Source organism: Pseudomonas halotolerans, from assembly GCF_039581215.1.
In the GTDB taxonomy this organism is placed as follows: domain Bacteria; phylum Pseudomonadota; class Gammaproteobacteria; order Pseudomonadales; family Pseudomonadaceae; genus Aquipseudomonas; species Aquipseudomonas tehranensis.
On sequence record NZ_JBCNTJ010000009.1, the window covers coordinates 78,364 to 92,831 of the forward strand.

Here is a 14,468-nt window from a genome sequence, read left to right on the forward strand (position 1 = left end):
TCGTTGTTTCGCTGGAGCTCTGCATGTTGTCTGTTTTTCTGTTGTCGGCGGCTGGTTTTACAGTGCTGACCACCGAATTCATCATCGTCGGCCTGTTGCCATCCATTGCCCGCGACCTGCAAGTTTCGATTGCCCAGGCCGGGCTGCTGGTGACGCTGTTTGCATTTACCGTGGCGGCATTCGGGCCGTTTCTGACCGCCTGGTTCGCCCGCTTTGAGCGGCGCAAGCTGTTTATCAGCGTGTTGGTGATGTTTGGCCTGGCCAACACACTGGCGGCTCTGGCGCCCAATATCGGCGTAATGGCCATCGCCCGATTGATCCCAGCGCTGGGGCTACCGGTGTTCTGGGCATTGGCCAGTGAGACGGCAGTGGACATTGTTGGGCCGCAGTTTGCCGGGCGGGCCATCGCCCGGATCGGGTTCGGCATCGTCTGTGCCACGGTGTTCGGTATTCCGGTAGGCACGCTGATTTCTGATGCGTTCGGCTGGCGCAGCGCCTTTGCGATCCTGGCGTTCATTGCGTTCGCCAAGGCTTTGCTGCTGTTCATCTACCTGCCCAAAACCAATCTGCACCAGCGTCAAGTCAGTTTGCGTTCGCAACTCAAGATCTTGCGCAGCCCTTTGATGCAGGGCCATGTGCTGCTGTCGATCCTGGTGTTCAGCGGCATGTTCACCGCGTACACCTACCTGGCCGACATCCTCGAGCGCCTGGCCGGGTTCGACGGCACGCTGGTGGGCTGGTGCCTGATGGGCTTCGGGGCCGTGGGGCTGGTGGGCAACTCCTTGGGCGGGCGCGCGGTGGACCGGCACCCATTGATCGCCTCGATGGTGTTTTGTCTGTTCATGATCGGCGGCATGGTGGCGCTGGTGCCGAGCATTCATTCCACCGTTGGGCTGGCGGCAGCGATGGGCATCTGGGGTGTGACCCAGGCGGCTCTGTTCCTGGTCAGCCATGTACGGCTGATGAAGGCCGCGCCTGAGGCTCCCGCCTTTGCCGCATCGCTGAACATTGCCGGGGCCAACCTGGGAATTGGCCTGGGGGCGATGGTCGGTGGACGCGTCATCGATACCCTGGGCTTGGGTAGCCTTGGTTTTGCCGCGTCCGGATTCATCCTCATATCGATCCTGCTGGCGTTGTGGCTGATGACCTTCAAGCCCCGTGCCGCCTGCGCGCAGGGCTAAGCGCTGAACAGCTCGCGTCGCGCGCCTTCGGCGATGGCGACGATGCCGGGGTGGCTGACCTTGCGCTCCACGGAGATGGCATAGAACGACTCGCTGACGGCATCGGTCTGGCCGATCACCTGTACGTTGTACTGGCGCTGAACTTCTTCGGCGATCACGCTAGGGCCGATGAAAATTCCGCTGCCTGATTGCCCAAAGGCCTGCATCAGCGCGCTGTCGTCGAATTCGCCAACGATGCGTGGCTGGATCTGTTGCTCGGCGAACCAGCGCTGCAAGCGGCTGCGTACCACGGTTTCGGCACCGGGAATCAGCAGTGGGGCATCCTGCAGACTGCGGGGAAAATCCTGCCCGTAGCGCTCGGCCAGCGCAGCGGTGGCAAAGAAGCTGATTCCACACTCCCCCAACTTCTGGCTATAGCCCTTGATGTCCAGGTGGGTCGGCATCGGGCTGTCGGAAATCACCAGGTCCAACCGCTGGATCGCCAGGTCGGCCAACAGCCGCTCGAGTTTGTCTTCGCGGCAGGTGATGCGCAGCGGCTCACTGAGCTCCATGGTCGGCGCCAGCAGCCGATAGACGATGGACTTGGGCACCACATCGGCCACCCCGACTCGGAAAAGCGTTTGCTGTTCGTTGGGTTGGGCCCGGAGCATCAATTCCAGTTCGCCGCCCAACTGGAACATGTGTTCGGCATAGGGCAGCGTCTGGCGGCCGGCCTCGGTCAGTTCCAGCTGTCGCCCGACGCGGCGAAACAACTTGATGTTGAAGGTTTGCTCGAGCAGAGAAATCTGCCCGCTGATGGTTTGTGGTGTCAGGTTCAGTTGCTCGCAGGCCCGCACGATGCTGCCGGTTTTGGCCACCACCCAGAAGTAATGCAACTGTCGGTAATTAAGCATGGGTTCGCCGATTCGTAAAACTCGAAGTATAACCGCTGAAAATACGAATTTTCCTGAAGTATCCCACTCTCTAGAATGCCGGGCCATCGGTGAGCCACCTTTGGTGCTCTGTTTAACCCTGAGAGGCATTTATCCATGACGTACAAAACCCTGGGTTTTGCGGCCTTGTTGGCAGTGTCTACACTAGCCCTCGTTGGCTGTGAACAGGCCGAAAAAAGTGCCCAGCAGTTGATGGGGCAAGCAGCCGAAACGGCCAAGCAGGCTATCGATGACACGCATAAGGCTGCGGAACAGGCTATCAGCGAGGCTACCGGCGGGTTGATCAGCCCCAAGAAGAAGCCGGCGGATGAGGCTGAAGAATCCGAAACCTCCACCCAAACCCTCTAACCCCGTCATATCGAGTCAGGACTGACCCATGGATTATCTTTTACAACTCGCTGCCAGCCCCACTGCATGGATCGCGCTGGCGACTTTGGTCGTCATGGAAATCGTGCTGGGCATCGATAACCTGATCTTCATTTCGATCCTGACCAATAAATTGCCTGAACAGCACCGCGCCAAGGCGCGGCGTATCGGCATTGGCATGGCACTGATCCTGCGTCTGGGCTTGTTGAGTACCATTGCTTTCATCGTGCAGTTGACTGAGCCGGTTATCGAAATCCTCGGCCAGGCGTTCTCCTGGAAGGACATGATCCTGATCGCCGGTGGCCTGTTCCTGCTGTGGAAAGCCACCACCGAGATCCATCACAGCATGGACCCGGCGCCGGATGATCCCAAATCCGCCACCTCCGGCGTGACCCTCGGCTTTGCCGCTGCGATCGGTCAGATCCTGATGCTGGACCTGGTGTTTTCCATCGACAGCATCATTACTGCGGTGGGCATGACCGAGCACCTGCCGATCATGATCATCGCCGTCGTGATCTCGGTGCTGGTGATGTTGCTGGCGGCCGAACCGCTGGCCAAGTTCATCAATGACAACCCGACGGTGGTCATGCTGGCGCTGGGCTTCCTGATCATGATCGGCATGACGCTGATCGCCGAAGGCTTTGGTGCTCATGTGCCCAAGGGTTACATCTACGCAGCCATGGCGTTCTCGGCAGCGATCGAGGTGTTGAACATGATGTCGCGTCGTCGTCAGCAGAAGGCCTTGGCCGAAAAAGCCTGATTGCAGACAGTCAAAAGCCGCCCGGGTCGATGCCCGGGCGGCTTTTTTGATTATTGAACGGCGGACGGGAGGGTCAGTGTGCGGCTGCGTGGCGCCTGGCCGGTTTTGGCGCTTTTTCCGCCCGCGTGGGTGAGGGAGCTGGATGATGGCGGCGTGCAATGCGCAAAACGCCCCACAGCATGGCTGTGGCGACGCTTAACCAGCCGAATATCAGCATCAGAATAGTTGTGGTCAGGCTCATCTGTGCCTCCTTCTGCCCAAGTTCAGGGCGACGCACTCGTTACAATGGACAGTCTAGTCGCTAAAGTGTTGCAGGGAGTCGATCGGTACTGACGACAGACGGACCGGTTCGTTCTATCGCTGCGGTGGGACTGTTGTTTAAGGCTATACCCACGTCTGTCTGCGCCTTATGATCGACGGCCCTTGCCTGGCCCGATGTCGGGTGCCTTAACAAGAGAGTCCTAATGTTGCCGGTAATTTCCTCTTTTCGATCACTGGTGCTGGTGACGGCCTGCCTGACAGCCCTGGCGGGTTGCGCAGGGAGTGTGTCGCCGCAGATTCAGCGCCTGCCCGAGCGGGTCGAACTCAACAGCGTGCCGTTCTTTCGTGGCGAGATGTACCAGGGCGGGCCCCAGTCGCTGGCCAGCCTCTTGACGCTGCAAGGCACGGTGATTACGCCGGGGCTGCTGGAGAAGCCTCTGCATCTGCCGGAAGGCGAAGCTCATTTGCAGCAGAACCTGCAGACCCTGGCGCGCGAGTATGGGTTGGTGGTGTACCCCCTCGACAGCGAGCTGCCGGCACTGTTGGAGCAAGTCGCAGCGGGTTATCCGGTGCTGGTGCGCTATACGCAGGGGTCGACCTTCTGGTCTGGGCCCAGGTACAGCATTCTCGTCGGTTATGACCGCCAAAAGCAGACGGTCTTGCTGCGATCGGGGATGAACCGGCGGCTGCTGATGAGCTTCAGTGGGTTTGAGTCGGCTCTCAAAGATGCGGGCGGCTGGGCGGTGTTGGTCCAGCGACCTACGCAGCTCCCGGCCAACGTCGACTCCCAGCGCTGGCTGAAAGCTGCGGGCGAACTGGCCGGGGCAGGGCAGGAACAGGCAGCGGCTCGGGCCACTCAAGCCCTGAGCGCCGCACACTGACTTCAGGCCTCCGTTCGTCACCTGTCGGGCACCACGCCTTATGCCAGAGGCTCCTAACATCAGGGCTGGAATATCCGGCCCATGATTGCGAGGAGAGAAGCATGGCACAGTCGAAAACACCTACGGGGCCACATTCTTCCGAACACTCTAGCGGCGATGATCTGGGGTTTGATCCCGACTCGCCGGATCTGGGTGACCCTCAAGTCGATCCGATCGGCCCCGCCAAGGCGCCTTTGGATGAAGACGACGAGCAGGAGGAACCCGGATCCAAGGCGTATGATCCGCTGGGTGACCTAAAGCCTTGAATAAAACAAAGCCCCGTTGATTCGGGGCTTTGTTTGCCAGATTAATTAGTTGGACGCCTCGACTACGCCGGTTTGGCGACTCTTGAGGTTCTTGGCCGCCTTGTATTGAAGGGCTGCGGCAGGGACGCTGGCGCTTTTGCCGGTTTCCACCCAGCTACGGATCCGGCTGGCGTCGGCGAAGTGGGTGTATTTGCCAAACGCATCCAGCACCACCAGCGCCATCGGTCGATTGCTCATTTTCGTCACCAGTACCAGGCAGTGGCCGGCCTGATTGGTAAAGCCGGTCTTGGTCAGTTGGATGTCCCAGCCGGCCTTGTGGACCAAGTGGTCGGTATTGCGAAAGCCCAGGCTATAAACCGGTTTGCGGAAGGTTACGGTCTTTTCCTTGGTGGTACTCAGTTCGCTCAGCAATGGATATTTGCGGGCCGCGATCAGCAGCTTGGTCAGGTCACGGGCGGTGGAAACGTTGTGAATCGACAGGCCTGTGGGCTCGACATAGTGGGTGCTGCTCATGCCCAGCGCCTTGGCCTTGGCGTTCATGGCCGCGATGAACGCTGCGTAACCGCCCGGGTAGTGGTGGGCGAGGCTGGCGGCGGCGCGGTTTTCCGATGACATCAGGGCGATCAGTAACACGTCCCGGCGTGACAGTTCGCTGTTGAGCTTGACCCGGGAAAATACACCTTTCATCTCCGGTGTATTGGCGATGGTCATGGAGATGTATTCATTCAGATCCTGCTTGGCATCCAGCACGATCAGACCGGTCATCAATTTGGTCACCGAAGCGATGGGCACCACTACGTCGGGATTGCTGGCATAAACGACTTTATTCGTCTGCAAGTCCAGCAGGATCGCACTGCCCGAGGCGACTTGCAGTTTTGAGGTGTCTCGGGGGGTGGCGATGGTTTCCCGCGCGTCGACATTTTGCGTGATGAAGGTGCCTGTGAAAGCGATGAGCAGGCTGAGGATCGAAAGACGGATTTTCACGCGAGTAGACTCGATAGAGTTGAAGGTGCCGTGCAGCAATGGCTTGTTAAAAAGCGCTGCATTTTATGAGTATGGGCGACGACAGCGCTATACGCCTGTACCGCCGGGGCTTGCGATTAAATAAAGTTTAATGAAGGGGCCGTAAACACCTGTGGGAGCGAGCCTGCTCGCGATGGCGGTGTGTCAGTCAACAATGATGAGGGCTGATACAAGGCTATCGCGAGGGGGGCGCGCTCCCACAGGGTTTGGAACTGGGCTGAAAAGGCGTATCAGCTATGCAGGGTCTCCGCCGCATACAAGGTGTTTTCCAGCAGGCAGGCGCGGGTCATCGGACCTACACCGCCAGGGACCGGAGTAATCCAGCCTGCACGGGGCAGGGCGGTTTCGTAGATCACGTCGCCGACCAGTTTGCCGTCATCCTGGCGGTTGATACCCACGTCAATGACGATGGCGCCTTCCTTGATCCACTCGCCCTTTACCAGGCCGGGCTTGCCGGCGGCAACTACTACCAGGTCGGCGCGGCCGACGTGACCAGCCAGGTCCTTGGTAAAGCGATGGGTCACGGTGACGGTGCAGCCGGCCAGCAGCAACTCCATGGCCATCGGACGGCCAACGATGTTGGACGCGCCAACAACCACGGCATCGAGACCGTAAAGGTCCACGCCAGTGCTTTCCAGCAGCGTCATGATGCCTTTGGGGGTGCAGGGGCGCAGCAGCGGGATACGCTGGGCCAGGCGGCCGACATTATAAGGATGGAAGCCGTCGACATCTTTGTCCGGGCGGATACGCTCCAGCAGTCTGGAGGCGTCGAGGTGTTCAGGCAGGGGCAGTTGGAGCAGAACGCCATCGATGTTCGGGTCGTCGTTCAGGCGATCAATCAGATCAGCCAACGCTTGCTGAGTGGTTTCGGAAGGCAGGTCGTAGGCCTGGGAAAGGAAGCCGACCTCTTCACAGTCTTTACGCTTGTGCGAGACATAAACCTGAGAGGCAGGATCGCTGCCGACCAGGATCACCGCAAGACCGGGCGTGCGCAGGCCTTGCTGGCGGCGCTCGGTGACTCGTTGGGCGATCTGCTGGCGCAGGCTGGCGGCGATCGATTTGCCGTCGATAAGTTGTGCAGTCATTGCGCGTGGTTAACCATCGAGAGGGGAAAAAAAGAGAACGCATTCTCGCATGCCGAGGCGTGAGGGCAAAGGCGCTTGGTCTGCAAATTCCCCTAACCCCTTTAATTAAATGAATTTTTTTTAAAAAAGAGTTGACGACCTATCAGGCCGTCTATAACATTCGTCGCACTTGTCGGGCACAGCCTAGCACTGGTTAAGAAGGTGAAGCGGAGTTAGTTGTTTTTAACTCGGTAACACTGAAAGCACTTAGTTTGTAATCGTCCAAGAATACAGATTAAAAAGGCGCCCGTAGCTCAGCTGGATAGAGCATCCGCCTTCTAAGCGGATGGTCGCAGGTTCGAGTCCTGCCGGGTGCGCCAATTAGGCAGCTTTGGCACAAGTAAGGCAACAAGGCAATATGGTGGGCGTAGCTCAGTTGGTAGAGCACGGGATTGTGACTCCCGTTGTCGTGGGTTCGATCCCCATCGTCCACCCCATATTCTAGAAAGGCGCCAGATTAACAATCTGGCGCCTTTGCTTTAAAAGCTTGATACGCGGATGTGGTGGAATTGGTAGACACACTGGATTTAGGTTCCAGCGCCGCAAGGTGTGAGAGTTCGAGTCTCTCCGTCCGCACCATACAAGTCGCTATTTAAATAGCAGAGAACGGCGCAGTACCTGAAGAGGGCTGCGCCGTTTTTGTATTCGCGGTTTTGTGTATCACCGGCCCCGGTTCGGGGGTGTGCGGGGTGCTCGGGTCGTCGCGATTGTGTTTCCTGATGATGCGCGGCATGCCGTCGGTCTCCTCGCGAGTCCGGATGCCGGGCGTGCGGGTTTGCTGCTTCTATATATAGAAGCATTGACCCAGAGCCTTGCGATGATCGACTGTATTTGCAATCCGGGTGAGGCATGACCGTATGTCCGCTCCTAAATTCGGCGCCTGTTTCCAGCCCTTTTTCAGTAGGGTGACTTCTTGAGTTTGACCTACTAGAATGCATGCCCTTGATTCTGGGGTCGGAAACGCCCGGCCAACGTCTGTGCAACGAGGAATATCCATGCAAGTTTCTGTTGAAAATACTTCTGCTCTTGAGCGCCGCATGAGCATCACCGTGCCGGCTGAGCGCATCGAGACTCAGGTCAACAAGCGTCTGCAGCAGACTGCCCAAAAGGCCAAAATCCCAGGTTTCCGCCCAGGCAAAGTGCCCATGAGCGTGATCCGTCAGCGTTATGAAGCTGACGCACGCCAGGAAGCCGTGGGTGATGTGATCCAGTCTTCGTTCTACGAAGCGGTCGTCGAGCAGAAGCTGAACCCGGCCGGCGCCCCGTCCGTCGAGCCTAAAGTGCTGGAAAAGGGCAAGGACCTGGAATTCGTCGCCACGTTCGAAGTCTTCCCTGAGTTTACGGTTGCCGGTTTCGAGTCCATCGCTGTCGAGCGTCTGAGTGCTGATGTTTCGGATGCCGACCTGGACAAGATGCTGGACATCCTGCGCAAGCAGAACACCCGTTTCGAAGTGGCCGATCGTGCTGCCCAGAACGAAGATCAACTGAACATCGATTTCGTCGGCAAGGTCGACGGTGAAGTGTTCGCCGGTGGTTCCGCCAAGGCTACTCAGTTGGTACTGGGTTCTGGCCGCATGATCCCTGGCTTCGAAGATGGCCTGGTGGGCGCCAAGGCGGGTGAAGAGCGCGTTCTGAACCTGACCTTCCCTGAGGACTATCAGAACCTGGACCTGGCTGGCAAAGCCGCCGAGTTCACCGTGACCGTCAACAGCGTTTCCGAGCCGAAACTGCCAGAACTGAACGAAGAGTTCTTCGCCCAGTTCGGCATCAAGGAAACCGGTCTGGAAGGTTTCCGCGCCGAAGTTCGCAAGAACATGGAGCGTGAACTGCGCCAGGCGATCAAATCCAAGGTCAAGAACCAGGTCATGGACGGTCTGCTGGCCTCCAACCCGATCGAAGTGCCAAAGGCTTTGCTGGACAACGAAGTGAACCGTCTGCGTGTGCAGGCTGTTCAACAGTTCGGCGGCAACATCAAGCCGGACCAGCTGCCAGCTGAGCTGTTCGAAGAACAAGCCAAGCGCCGCGTTGTGCTGGGCCTGATCGTTGCTGAAGTGGTCAAGCAGTTCGAACTCAAGCCTGACGAAGCCCGCGTGCGCGAGCTGATCCAGGAAATGGCTTCGGCCTACCAAGAGCCTGAGCAAGTCGTGTCCTGGTACTACAAGAACGACCAGCAGATGAACGAAGTCCGTTCGGTTGTGCTGGAAGAACAAGTTGTGGATACTGTTCTGCAGAAAGCTAGCGTGACCGATAAAGCGGTCTCTTACGAAGAAGCGGTCAAGCCGGTGGAAGCTCCACAAGCCGATTGATCGTTCTGCGGTAAGAAATACACACCCATAAGCCAGCCTTCGCGCTGGCTTATGCGTATTCAAGACATAACTATTTGGGAGTGACTGCGAGACATGTCCCGCAATTCTTTTTATCAGCAGAGCTCTGACATCCAAGCCGCAGGCGGCCTGGTCCCGATGGTTATCGAGCAGTCTGCCCGTGGCGAACGTGCTTATGACATCTACTCGCGTCTGCTCAAGGAACGCGTCATCTTCCTGATCGGCCCCGTTGAAGACTACATGGCCAACCTGGTTGCGGCGCAACTGTTGTTCCTTGAAGCGGAAAACCCGGACAAGGATATCCATCTGTACATCAACTCACCGGGCGGCTCGGTGACGGCTGGCATGTCGATCTACGACACCATGCAGTTCATCAAGCCCGACGTTTCCACCATCTGCATCGGCCAGGCCTGCAGCATGGGCGCATTCCTGCTCGCCGGTGGCGCTGCGGGCAAGCGTCACTGCCTGCCTAATTCGCGCATGATGATTCACCAGCCATTGGGTGGTTTCCAGGGGCAGGCGTCGGATATCGACATTCATGCCAAGGAAATCCTCCACATTCGTTCGCGCTTGAACTCGTTGCTGGCCCATCACACCGGCCAAAGCCTCGAAACCATTGAGCGCGACACCGAGCGTGACAACTTCATGAGCGCTGAGCGTGCGGCCGAATATGGCCTGATCGACTCCGTGATCAACAAGCGTCAAATGCCTGCCTAAGCCGCTCAAAATGCAGGTGGTTGGGATGACCGGCCGCCTGCGGGCTTGAAAAAGCCCGCAATTGCCTTCATCTTGTGTTGCAAGCCTATCGGATTTGGATCGATCGAATGACTGACACCCGCAACGGCGAGGACAACGGCAAACTGCTTTATTGCTCCTTCTGTGGCAAAAGCCAGCATGAAGTACGCAAATTGATTGCCGGCCCCTCGGTCTTCATTTGCGACGAGTGCGTCGACCTGTGCAATGACATCATCCGTGAGGAGGTGCAGGAAGCCCAGGCCGAAAGCAGCGCGCATAAGTTGCCTTCGCCTAAAGAAATCAGCGGCATCCTTGATCAATATGTCATTGGTCAGGAACGCGCGAAAAAGGTACTGGCCGTAGCGGTGTACAACCACTACAAGCGCCTGAACCAACGTGACAAAAAGAATGACGAGGTCGAACTCGGCAAGAGCAACATCCTGCTGATCGGCCCGACAGGCTCGGGTAAAACCCTGCTTGCCGAAACCCTGGCCCGTTTGCTGAACGTTCCGTTCACCATCGCCGACGCAACCACCCTCACCGAGGCGGGTTATGTGGGTGAGGATGTCGAGAACATCATTCAGAAACTGTTGCAGAAGTGCGATTACGATGTGGAAAAGGCCCAGATGGGTATTGTCTACATCGACGAAATCGACAAGATTTCCCGCAAGTCCGACAACCCGTCCATCACCCGGGATGTCTCCGGTGAAGGCGTACAGCAGGCCTTGCTCAAGTTGATCGAAGGTACGGTGGCTTCCGTTCCGCCTCAGGGTGGGCGCAAGCACCCGCAGCAGGAGTTCCTGCAGGTCGACACGCGTAATATTCTGTTCATCTGCGGCGGCGCGTTCTCAGGCCTGGAAAAGGTTATTCAAAACCGTTCCACCCGTGGCGGCATTGGTTTCAATGCCGAAGTGCGCAGCAAGGAAGAGGGTAAGAAGGTCGGTGAATCCCTGCGTGAAGTCGAACCTGATGATCTGGTCAAGTTCGGTCTGATCCCGGAATTCGTGGGCCGCTTGCCGGTCTTGGCCACGCTGGACGAGTTGGATGAAGCTGCATTGATGCAGATTCTGACCGAGCCGAAGAATGCCCTGACCAAGCAATATGCCAAGCTGTTCGAGATGGAAGGTGTAGACCTGGAGTTCCGTTCCGACGCGCTGAAATCGGTCGCCAAACGAGCCTTGGAACGTAAAACCGGTGCCCGTGGGTTGCGCTCGATTCTGGAAGGCGTATTGCTCGACACGATGTATGAGATCCCCTCGCAGTCTGAGGTGAGTAAAGTCGTGATCGACGAAAGCGTTATAGAAGGTAAGTCCAAGCCTTTGTATATCTACGAAAACAAAGAGCCGGCTGCCAAGGCCGCGCCGGACGCTTAAGCGTCCCGGTGCCGGAATAAAGAAGGGGCCTTCGGGCCCCTTTGCTTTTTGCGCGTTTTAGACGTGTCTTTGCGCTTGTTTTTTTTTAAGGCTGCCCCCATCTTGGTTTCAAGCTTACTTCCATCTGTTTCCGGCCTTGTGGCCGCCGTAGAGGCGAAATCATGAAGACAACCATCGAATTGCCTCTCCTGCCATTGCGTGATGTCGTGGTGTATCCGCACATGGTTATCCCGCTGTTCGTGGGGCGCGAGAAGTCTATCGAAGCCCTCGAGGCTGCGATGACGGGTGACAAGCAGATTCTTCTGTTGGCGCAGAGAAACCCTGCTGACGATGATCCCGGTGAAGACGCACTGTATCGCGTAGGCACAATTGCAACCGTTCTGCAGCTGCTCAAACTGCCCGATGGCACCGTCAAGGTCCTGGTCGAAGGCGAGCAGCGGGGCACGGTCGAGCGTTTCAGCGAAGTGGACGGCCATTGCCGGGCCGAAGTGTCGCTGATCGACGAAGTGGACGCGCCCGAGCGTGAGTCTGAGGTGTTTGTCCGCAGTCTCTTGTCGCAGTTCGAGCAATACGTGCAGTTGGGCAAGAAGGTGCCTGCTGAGGTCCTGTCGTCGCTTAACAGCATCGACGAACCTGGGCGGCTGGTCGATACGATGGCGGCCCACATGGCCCTCAAGATCGAGCAGAAGCAGGAAATACTCGAAATCATCGATTTGTCTGCCCGTGTCGAACACGTGCTGGCATTGCTGGATGGCGAAATCGATCTGCTGCAGGTCGAGAAGCGCATTCGTGGTCGTGTCAAAAAGCAGATGGAGCGCAGTCAACGCGAGTACTACCTGAATGAGCAGATGAAGGCCATTCAGAAGGAACTTGGCGATGGTGACGAAGGGCACAACGAAATCGAAGAGCTGAAAAAGCGCATCGATGCCGCCGGCCTGCCCAAGGATGCGCTTGCCAAGGCCCAGGCCGAGCTGAACAAGCTCAAGCAAATGTCGCCCATGTCTGCCGAAGCCACCGTGGTGCGCTCCTACATCGACTGGCTGGTTCAGGTGCCCTGGAAGGCTCAGAGCAAGGTCCGTCTGGACCTGGCCCGTGCCGAAGACATTCTCGACGCCGACCATTACGGTCTGGAAGAGGTCAAGGAACGTATCCTCGAATACCTCGCCGTGCAAAAGCGCGTGAAGAAAATTCGCGGACCGGTATTGTGCCTGGTGGGACCTCCTGGGGTCGGTAAAACATCGTTGGCCGAGTCGATTGCCCACGCGACCAATCGTAAATTCGTGCGCATGGCCCTCGGTGGCGTGCGCGATGAAGCGGAAATTCGTGGTCATCGCCGCACTTATATCGGGTCGATGCCAGGAAGATTGATTCAAAAGATGACCAAGGTCGGCGTGCGCAATCCGCTGTTCCTTTTGGATGAAATCGACAAGATGGGCAGCGATATGCGCGGCGATCCCGCTTCTGCGCTGCTCGAAGTGCTCGATCCGGAGCAGAATCACAATTTCAACGATCACTACCTGGAGGTCGACTACGACCTGTCGGACGTGATGTTCCTCTGCACCTCCAACTCCATGAATATTCCGCCAGCGCTGCTGGACCGGATGGAGGTGATTCGTCTGCCGGGCTACACCGAAGACGAGAAAATCAACATCGCCGTCAAATACCTTTCGCCCAAGCAGATCCAAGCCAACGGCCTGAAAAAAGGCGAGCTGGAATTTGACGAGGAAGCGATCCGCGACATTATCCGCTACTACACCCGCGAGGCGGGTGTGCGTGGTCTGGAGCGGCAAATTGCCAAGGTCTGCCGCAAGGCGGTCAAAGAGCATGCCCTGGAAAAACGCTTCGCGGTCAAGGTTACAGCAGACCTGCTGGAGCACTTCCTGGGGGTGCGCAAGTTCCGCTACGGCCTCGCCGAGCAGCAGGATCAGATTGGCCAGGTGACCGGCCTTGCGTGGACTCAGGTCGGTGGTGAGTTGCTGACTATTGAAGCGGCCGTGGTGCCGGGCAAGGGTCAACTGATCAAGACCGGTTCCCTGGGCGATGTGATGGTCGAGTCGATCACTGCCGCGCTGACGGTCGTGCGCAGCCGTGCGCGGAGCCTGGGCATTCCCCTGGACTTCCATGAGAAGCGCGACACCCATATCCATATGCCAGAAGGGGCTACGCCCAAGGACGGCCCTAGCGCCGGCGTGGGCATGTGTACGGCCCTGGTCTCCGCGCTGACCGGCATCCCGGTGCGTGCCGATGTCGCCATGACCGGTGAAATCACTCTGCGTGGCCAGGTATTGGCCATTGGCGGCCTGAAGGAAAAACTGCTGGCGGCTCACCGTGGCGGGATCAAGATCGTGATCATTCCTGAAGAGAATGTCCGCGATCTGAAGGAGATTCCTGACAACATTAAGCAGGATCTTCAGATCAAACCGGTTAAATGGATTGACGAGGTCCTGCAAATTGCGCTGCAATACGCGCCGGAGCCCTTGCCGGATGTGGCTCCAGAGATAGTCGCGAAGGACGATAAGCGCGAGTCTGACTCTAAGGAAAGAATTAGCACGCATTAATACGTATTTGCTTGGGGGGCTTCCTTGACAGTTTTTTAGAGCCCTTGTTATAAAGCGGCTCTTAAGTGTCTGTAGGCCATTCAGCACTCGTTTTTGCTTTCACCAAAAAAACTTAGAATCATCTCAAAATAGATATAAGGGGACTTAGAGTGAACAAGTCGGAACTGATTGATGCTATCGCTGCATCCGCTGATATCCCGAAAGCTGCTGCTGGCCGTGCGCTGGACGCTGTGATCGAATCCGTCACTGGCGCTCTCAAGGCCGGCGACTCCGTAGTTCTGGTTGGTTTCGGCACCTTCTCCGTGACTGATCGCCCCGCGCGTACCGGCCGCAACCCGCAGACCGGTCAGACGCTGGAAATCCCTGCTGCCAAGAAGCCTGGTTTCAAAGCGGGCAAGGCATTGAAAGAAGCTGTTAACGACTAAGGTTTTACCGAGTTTATCCGGGTCGGGGTCATGCCTGGCTTGGCAGCGGAGCGGTCATACAGCCGGTTTGTAGCCGGTGTGTCACGCCAGGGCTCGCGGGTTTGAGTCCGGTCCGCTCCGCCAGTTACGAGAAGGCGCATCCTCGGATGCGCCTTTCTTCTATCCGGATTCTACCCACGCTCCACGGTTGCCTAAATTTGAAGTTCAACCGTTTCTGGGG

At 57.6% G+C, this 14,468-nt stretch carries 14 protein-coding genes and 3 tRNA genes; 13 read left to right on the forward strand and 4 right to left on the reverse strand.

Annotation, left to right across the window (positions count from 1 at the left end):
- Window positions 1–23: 23 nt before the first annotated feature.
- Complete coding sequence (locus AAIS01_RS14245) at window positions 24–1,181, forward strand: MFS transporter (RefSeq protein ID WP_343469479.1); 1,158 nt, start codon at window positions 24–26, stop codon at window positions 1,179–1,181.
- Here the strand turns inward: AAIS01_RS14245 and nhaR are convergent.
- Window positions 1,178–2,074: a transcriptional activator NhaR gene (gene nhaR / locus AAIS01_RS14250; RefSeq protein WP_343469480.1), complete on the reverse strand. Its 897-nt coding sequence runs from the start codon at window positions 2,072–2,074 to the stop codon at window positions 1,178–1,180. The two genes, AAIS01_RS14245 and nhaR, sit on opposite strands and share 4 nt — an antisense overlap.
- Before the next feature lie 135 nt (window positions 2,075–2,209).
- Between nhaR and AAIS01_RS14255 the strand changes: the two genes are divergently transcribed.
- Both AAIS01_RS14255 and AAIS01_RS14260 read left to right on the forward strand, forming a co-directional pair.
- Window positions 2,210–2,461 carry a hypothetical protein gene (locus AAIS01_RS14255; protein WP_343469481.1) on the forward strand — a complete coding sequence of 84 codons (252 nt, stop codon included), beginning with the start codon at window positions 2,210–2,212 and terminating at the stop codon, window positions 2,459–2,461.
- A gap of 28 nt (window positions 2,462–2,489) precedes the next feature.
- Window positions 2,490–3,239, forward strand: a complete 750-nt coding sequence (locus tag AAIS01_RS14260; protein WP_343469482.1) for a TerC family protein — start codon at window positions 2,490–2,492, stop codon at window positions 3,237–3,239.
- 73 nt (window positions 3,240–3,312) lie between these two features.
- Here AAIS01_RS14260 and AAIS01_RS14265 read toward each other — a convergent pair whose 3' ends face one another.
- Window positions 3,313–3,480 carry a hypothetical protein gene (locus AAIS01_RS14265; protein WP_214914626.1) on the reverse strand — a complete coding sequence of 56 codons (168 nt, stop codon included), beginning with the start codon at window positions 3,478–3,480 and terminating at the stop codon, window positions 3,313–3,315.
- A gap of 223 nt (window positions 3,481–3,703) precedes the next feature.
- On the opposite strand from AAIS01_RS14265, the gene AAIS01_RS14270 reads away from it, so the two are divergent.
- Window positions 3,704–4,381 carry a peptidase C39 family protein gene (locus tag AAIS01_RS14270; protein WP_343469483.1) on the forward strand — a complete coding sequence of 226 codons (678 nt, stop codon included), beginning with the start codon at window positions 3,704–3,706 and terminating at the stop codon, window positions 4,379–4,381.
- A gap of 101 nt (window positions 4,382–4,482) precedes the next feature.
- A complete protein-coding gene (locus tag AAIS01_RS14275) occupies window positions 4,483–4,686 on the forward strand; it encodes a DUF6021 family protein (protein ID WP_343469484.1) in 204 nt (67 codons plus the stop codon).
- A gap of 45 nt (window positions 4,687–4,731) precedes the next feature.
- Here the strand turns inward: AAIS01_RS14275 and pbpG are convergent, their stop codons facing one another.
- The gene (gene pbpG, locus AAIS01_RS14280) at window positions 4,732–5,670 is read right to left on the reverse strand and encodes a D-alanyl-D-alanine endopeptidase (RefSeq protein ID WP_343469485.1); all 939 of its coding nucleotides are present in this window, start codon (window positions 5,668–5,670) and stop codon (window positions 4,732–4,734) included.
- Window positions 5,671–5,939: 269 nt separating this feature from the next.
- The gene (gene folD, locus AAIS01_RS14285; protein WP_343469486.1) at window positions 5,940–6,794 is read right to left on the reverse strand and encodes a bifunctional methylenetetrahydrofolate dehydrogenase/methenyltetrahydrofolate cyclohydrolase FolD; all 855 of its coding nucleotides are present in this window, start codon (window positions 6,792–6,794) and stop codon (window positions 5,940–5,942) included.
- Between the two features lie 282 nt (window positions 6,795–7,076).
- Here folD and AAIS01_RS14290 point away from each other — a divergent pair.
- From AAIS01_RS14290 to AAIS01_RS14325, 8 genes are all read left to right on the forward strand, one after another.
- Window positions 7,077–7,153 (forward strand) — tRNA-Arg (locus tag AAIS01_RS14290).
- A 41-nt stretch (window positions 7,154–7,194) separates the two neighbouring features.
- Window positions 7,195–7,270: transfer RNA gene (locus AAIS01_RS14295), tRNA-His, on the forward strand.
- 57 nt (window positions 7,271–7,327) lie between these two features.
- Window positions 7,328–7,412 (forward strand) — tRNA-Leu (locus AAIS01_RS14300).
- A 416-nt stretch (window positions 7,413–7,828) separates the two neighbouring features.
- Entirely contained in the window at window positions 7,829–9,139 is a 1,311-nt protein-coding gene (tig, locus tag AAIS01_RS14305; RefSeq protein WP_214914639.1) for a trigger factor, read from the forward strand.
- A 93-nt stretch (window positions 9,140–9,232) separates the two neighbouring features.
- On the forward strand, window positions 9,233–9,874 hold the full coding sequence (gene clpP / locus AAIS01_RS14310) for an ATP-dependent Clp endopeptidase proteolytic subunit ClpP (protein WP_003183177.1): 642 nt from the start codon (window positions 9,233–9,235) through the stop codon (window positions 9,872–9,874).
- Between the two features lie 107 nt (window positions 9,875–9,981).
- Complete coding sequence (gene clpX, locus AAIS01_RS14315; RefSeq protein WP_047228498.1) at window positions 9,982–11,265, forward strand: ATP-dependent Clp protease ATP-binding subunit ClpX; 1,284 nt, start codon at window positions 9,982–9,984, stop codon at window positions 11,263–11,265.
- A 161-nt stretch (window positions 11,266–11,426) separates the two neighbouring features.
- Window positions 11,427–13,823: an endopeptidase La gene (gene lon / locus AAIS01_RS14320; RefSeq protein WP_092400572.1), complete on the forward strand. Its 2,397-nt coding sequence runs from the start codon at window positions 11,427–11,429 to the stop codon at window positions 13,821–13,823.
- 149 nt (window positions 13,824–13,972) lie between these two features.
- Complete coding sequence (locus tag AAIS01_RS14325; protein WP_047228496.1) at window positions 13,973–14,248, forward strand: HU family DNA-binding protein; 276 nt, start codon at window positions 13,973–13,975, stop codon at window positions 14,246–14,248.
- Window positions 14,249–14,468 lie beyond the last annotated feature (220 nt).

Coding starts and splice junctions, on each gene's coding strand:
- clpP (WP_003183177.1), top strand. CDS start 9,233: ATGTCCCGCAATTCTTTTTATCAGCAGAGCTCTGACATCCAAGCCGCA.
- AAIS01_RS14265 (WP_214914626.1), bottom strand. CDS start 3,480: ATGAGCCTGACCACAACTATTCTGATGCTGATATTCGGCTGGTTAAGC.
- nhaR (WP_343469480.1), bottom strand. CDS start 2,074: ATGCTTAATTACCGACAGTTGCATTACTTCTGGGTGGTGGCCAAAACC.
- AAIS01_RS14255 (WP_343469481.1), top strand. CDS start 2,210: ATGACGTACAAAACCCTGGGTTTTGCGGCCTTGTTGGCAGTGTCTACA.
- AAIS01_RS14275 (WP_343469484.1), top strand. CDS start 4,483: ATGGCACAGTCGAAAACACCTACGGGGCCACATTCTTCCGAACACTCT.
- folD (WP_343469486.1), bottom strand. CDS start 6,794: ATGACTGCACAACTTATCGACGGCAAATCGATCGCCGCCAGCCTGCGC.
- lon (WP_092400572.1), top strand. CDS start 11,427: ATGAAGACAACCATCGAATTGCCTCTCCTGCCATTGCGTGATGTCGTG.
- AAIS01_RS14270 (WP_343469483.1), top strand. CDS start 3,704: ATGTTGCCGGTAATTTCCTCTTTTCGATCACTGGTGCTGGTGACGGCC.
- AAIS01_RS14245 (WP_343469479.1), top strand. CDS start 24: ATGTTGTCTGTTTTTCTGTTGTCGGCGGCTGGTTTTACAGTGCTGACC.
- clpX (WP_047228498.1), top strand. CDS start 9,982: ATGACTGACACCCGCAACGGCGAGGACAACGGCAAACTGCTTTATTGC.
- tig (WP_214914639.1), top strand. CDS start 7,829: ATGCAAGTTTCTGTTGAAAATACTTCTGCTCTTGAGCGCCGCATGAGC.
- AAIS01_RS14260 (WP_343469482.1), top strand. CDS start 2,490: ATGGATTATCTTTTACAACTCGCTGCCAGCCCCACTGCATGGATCGCG.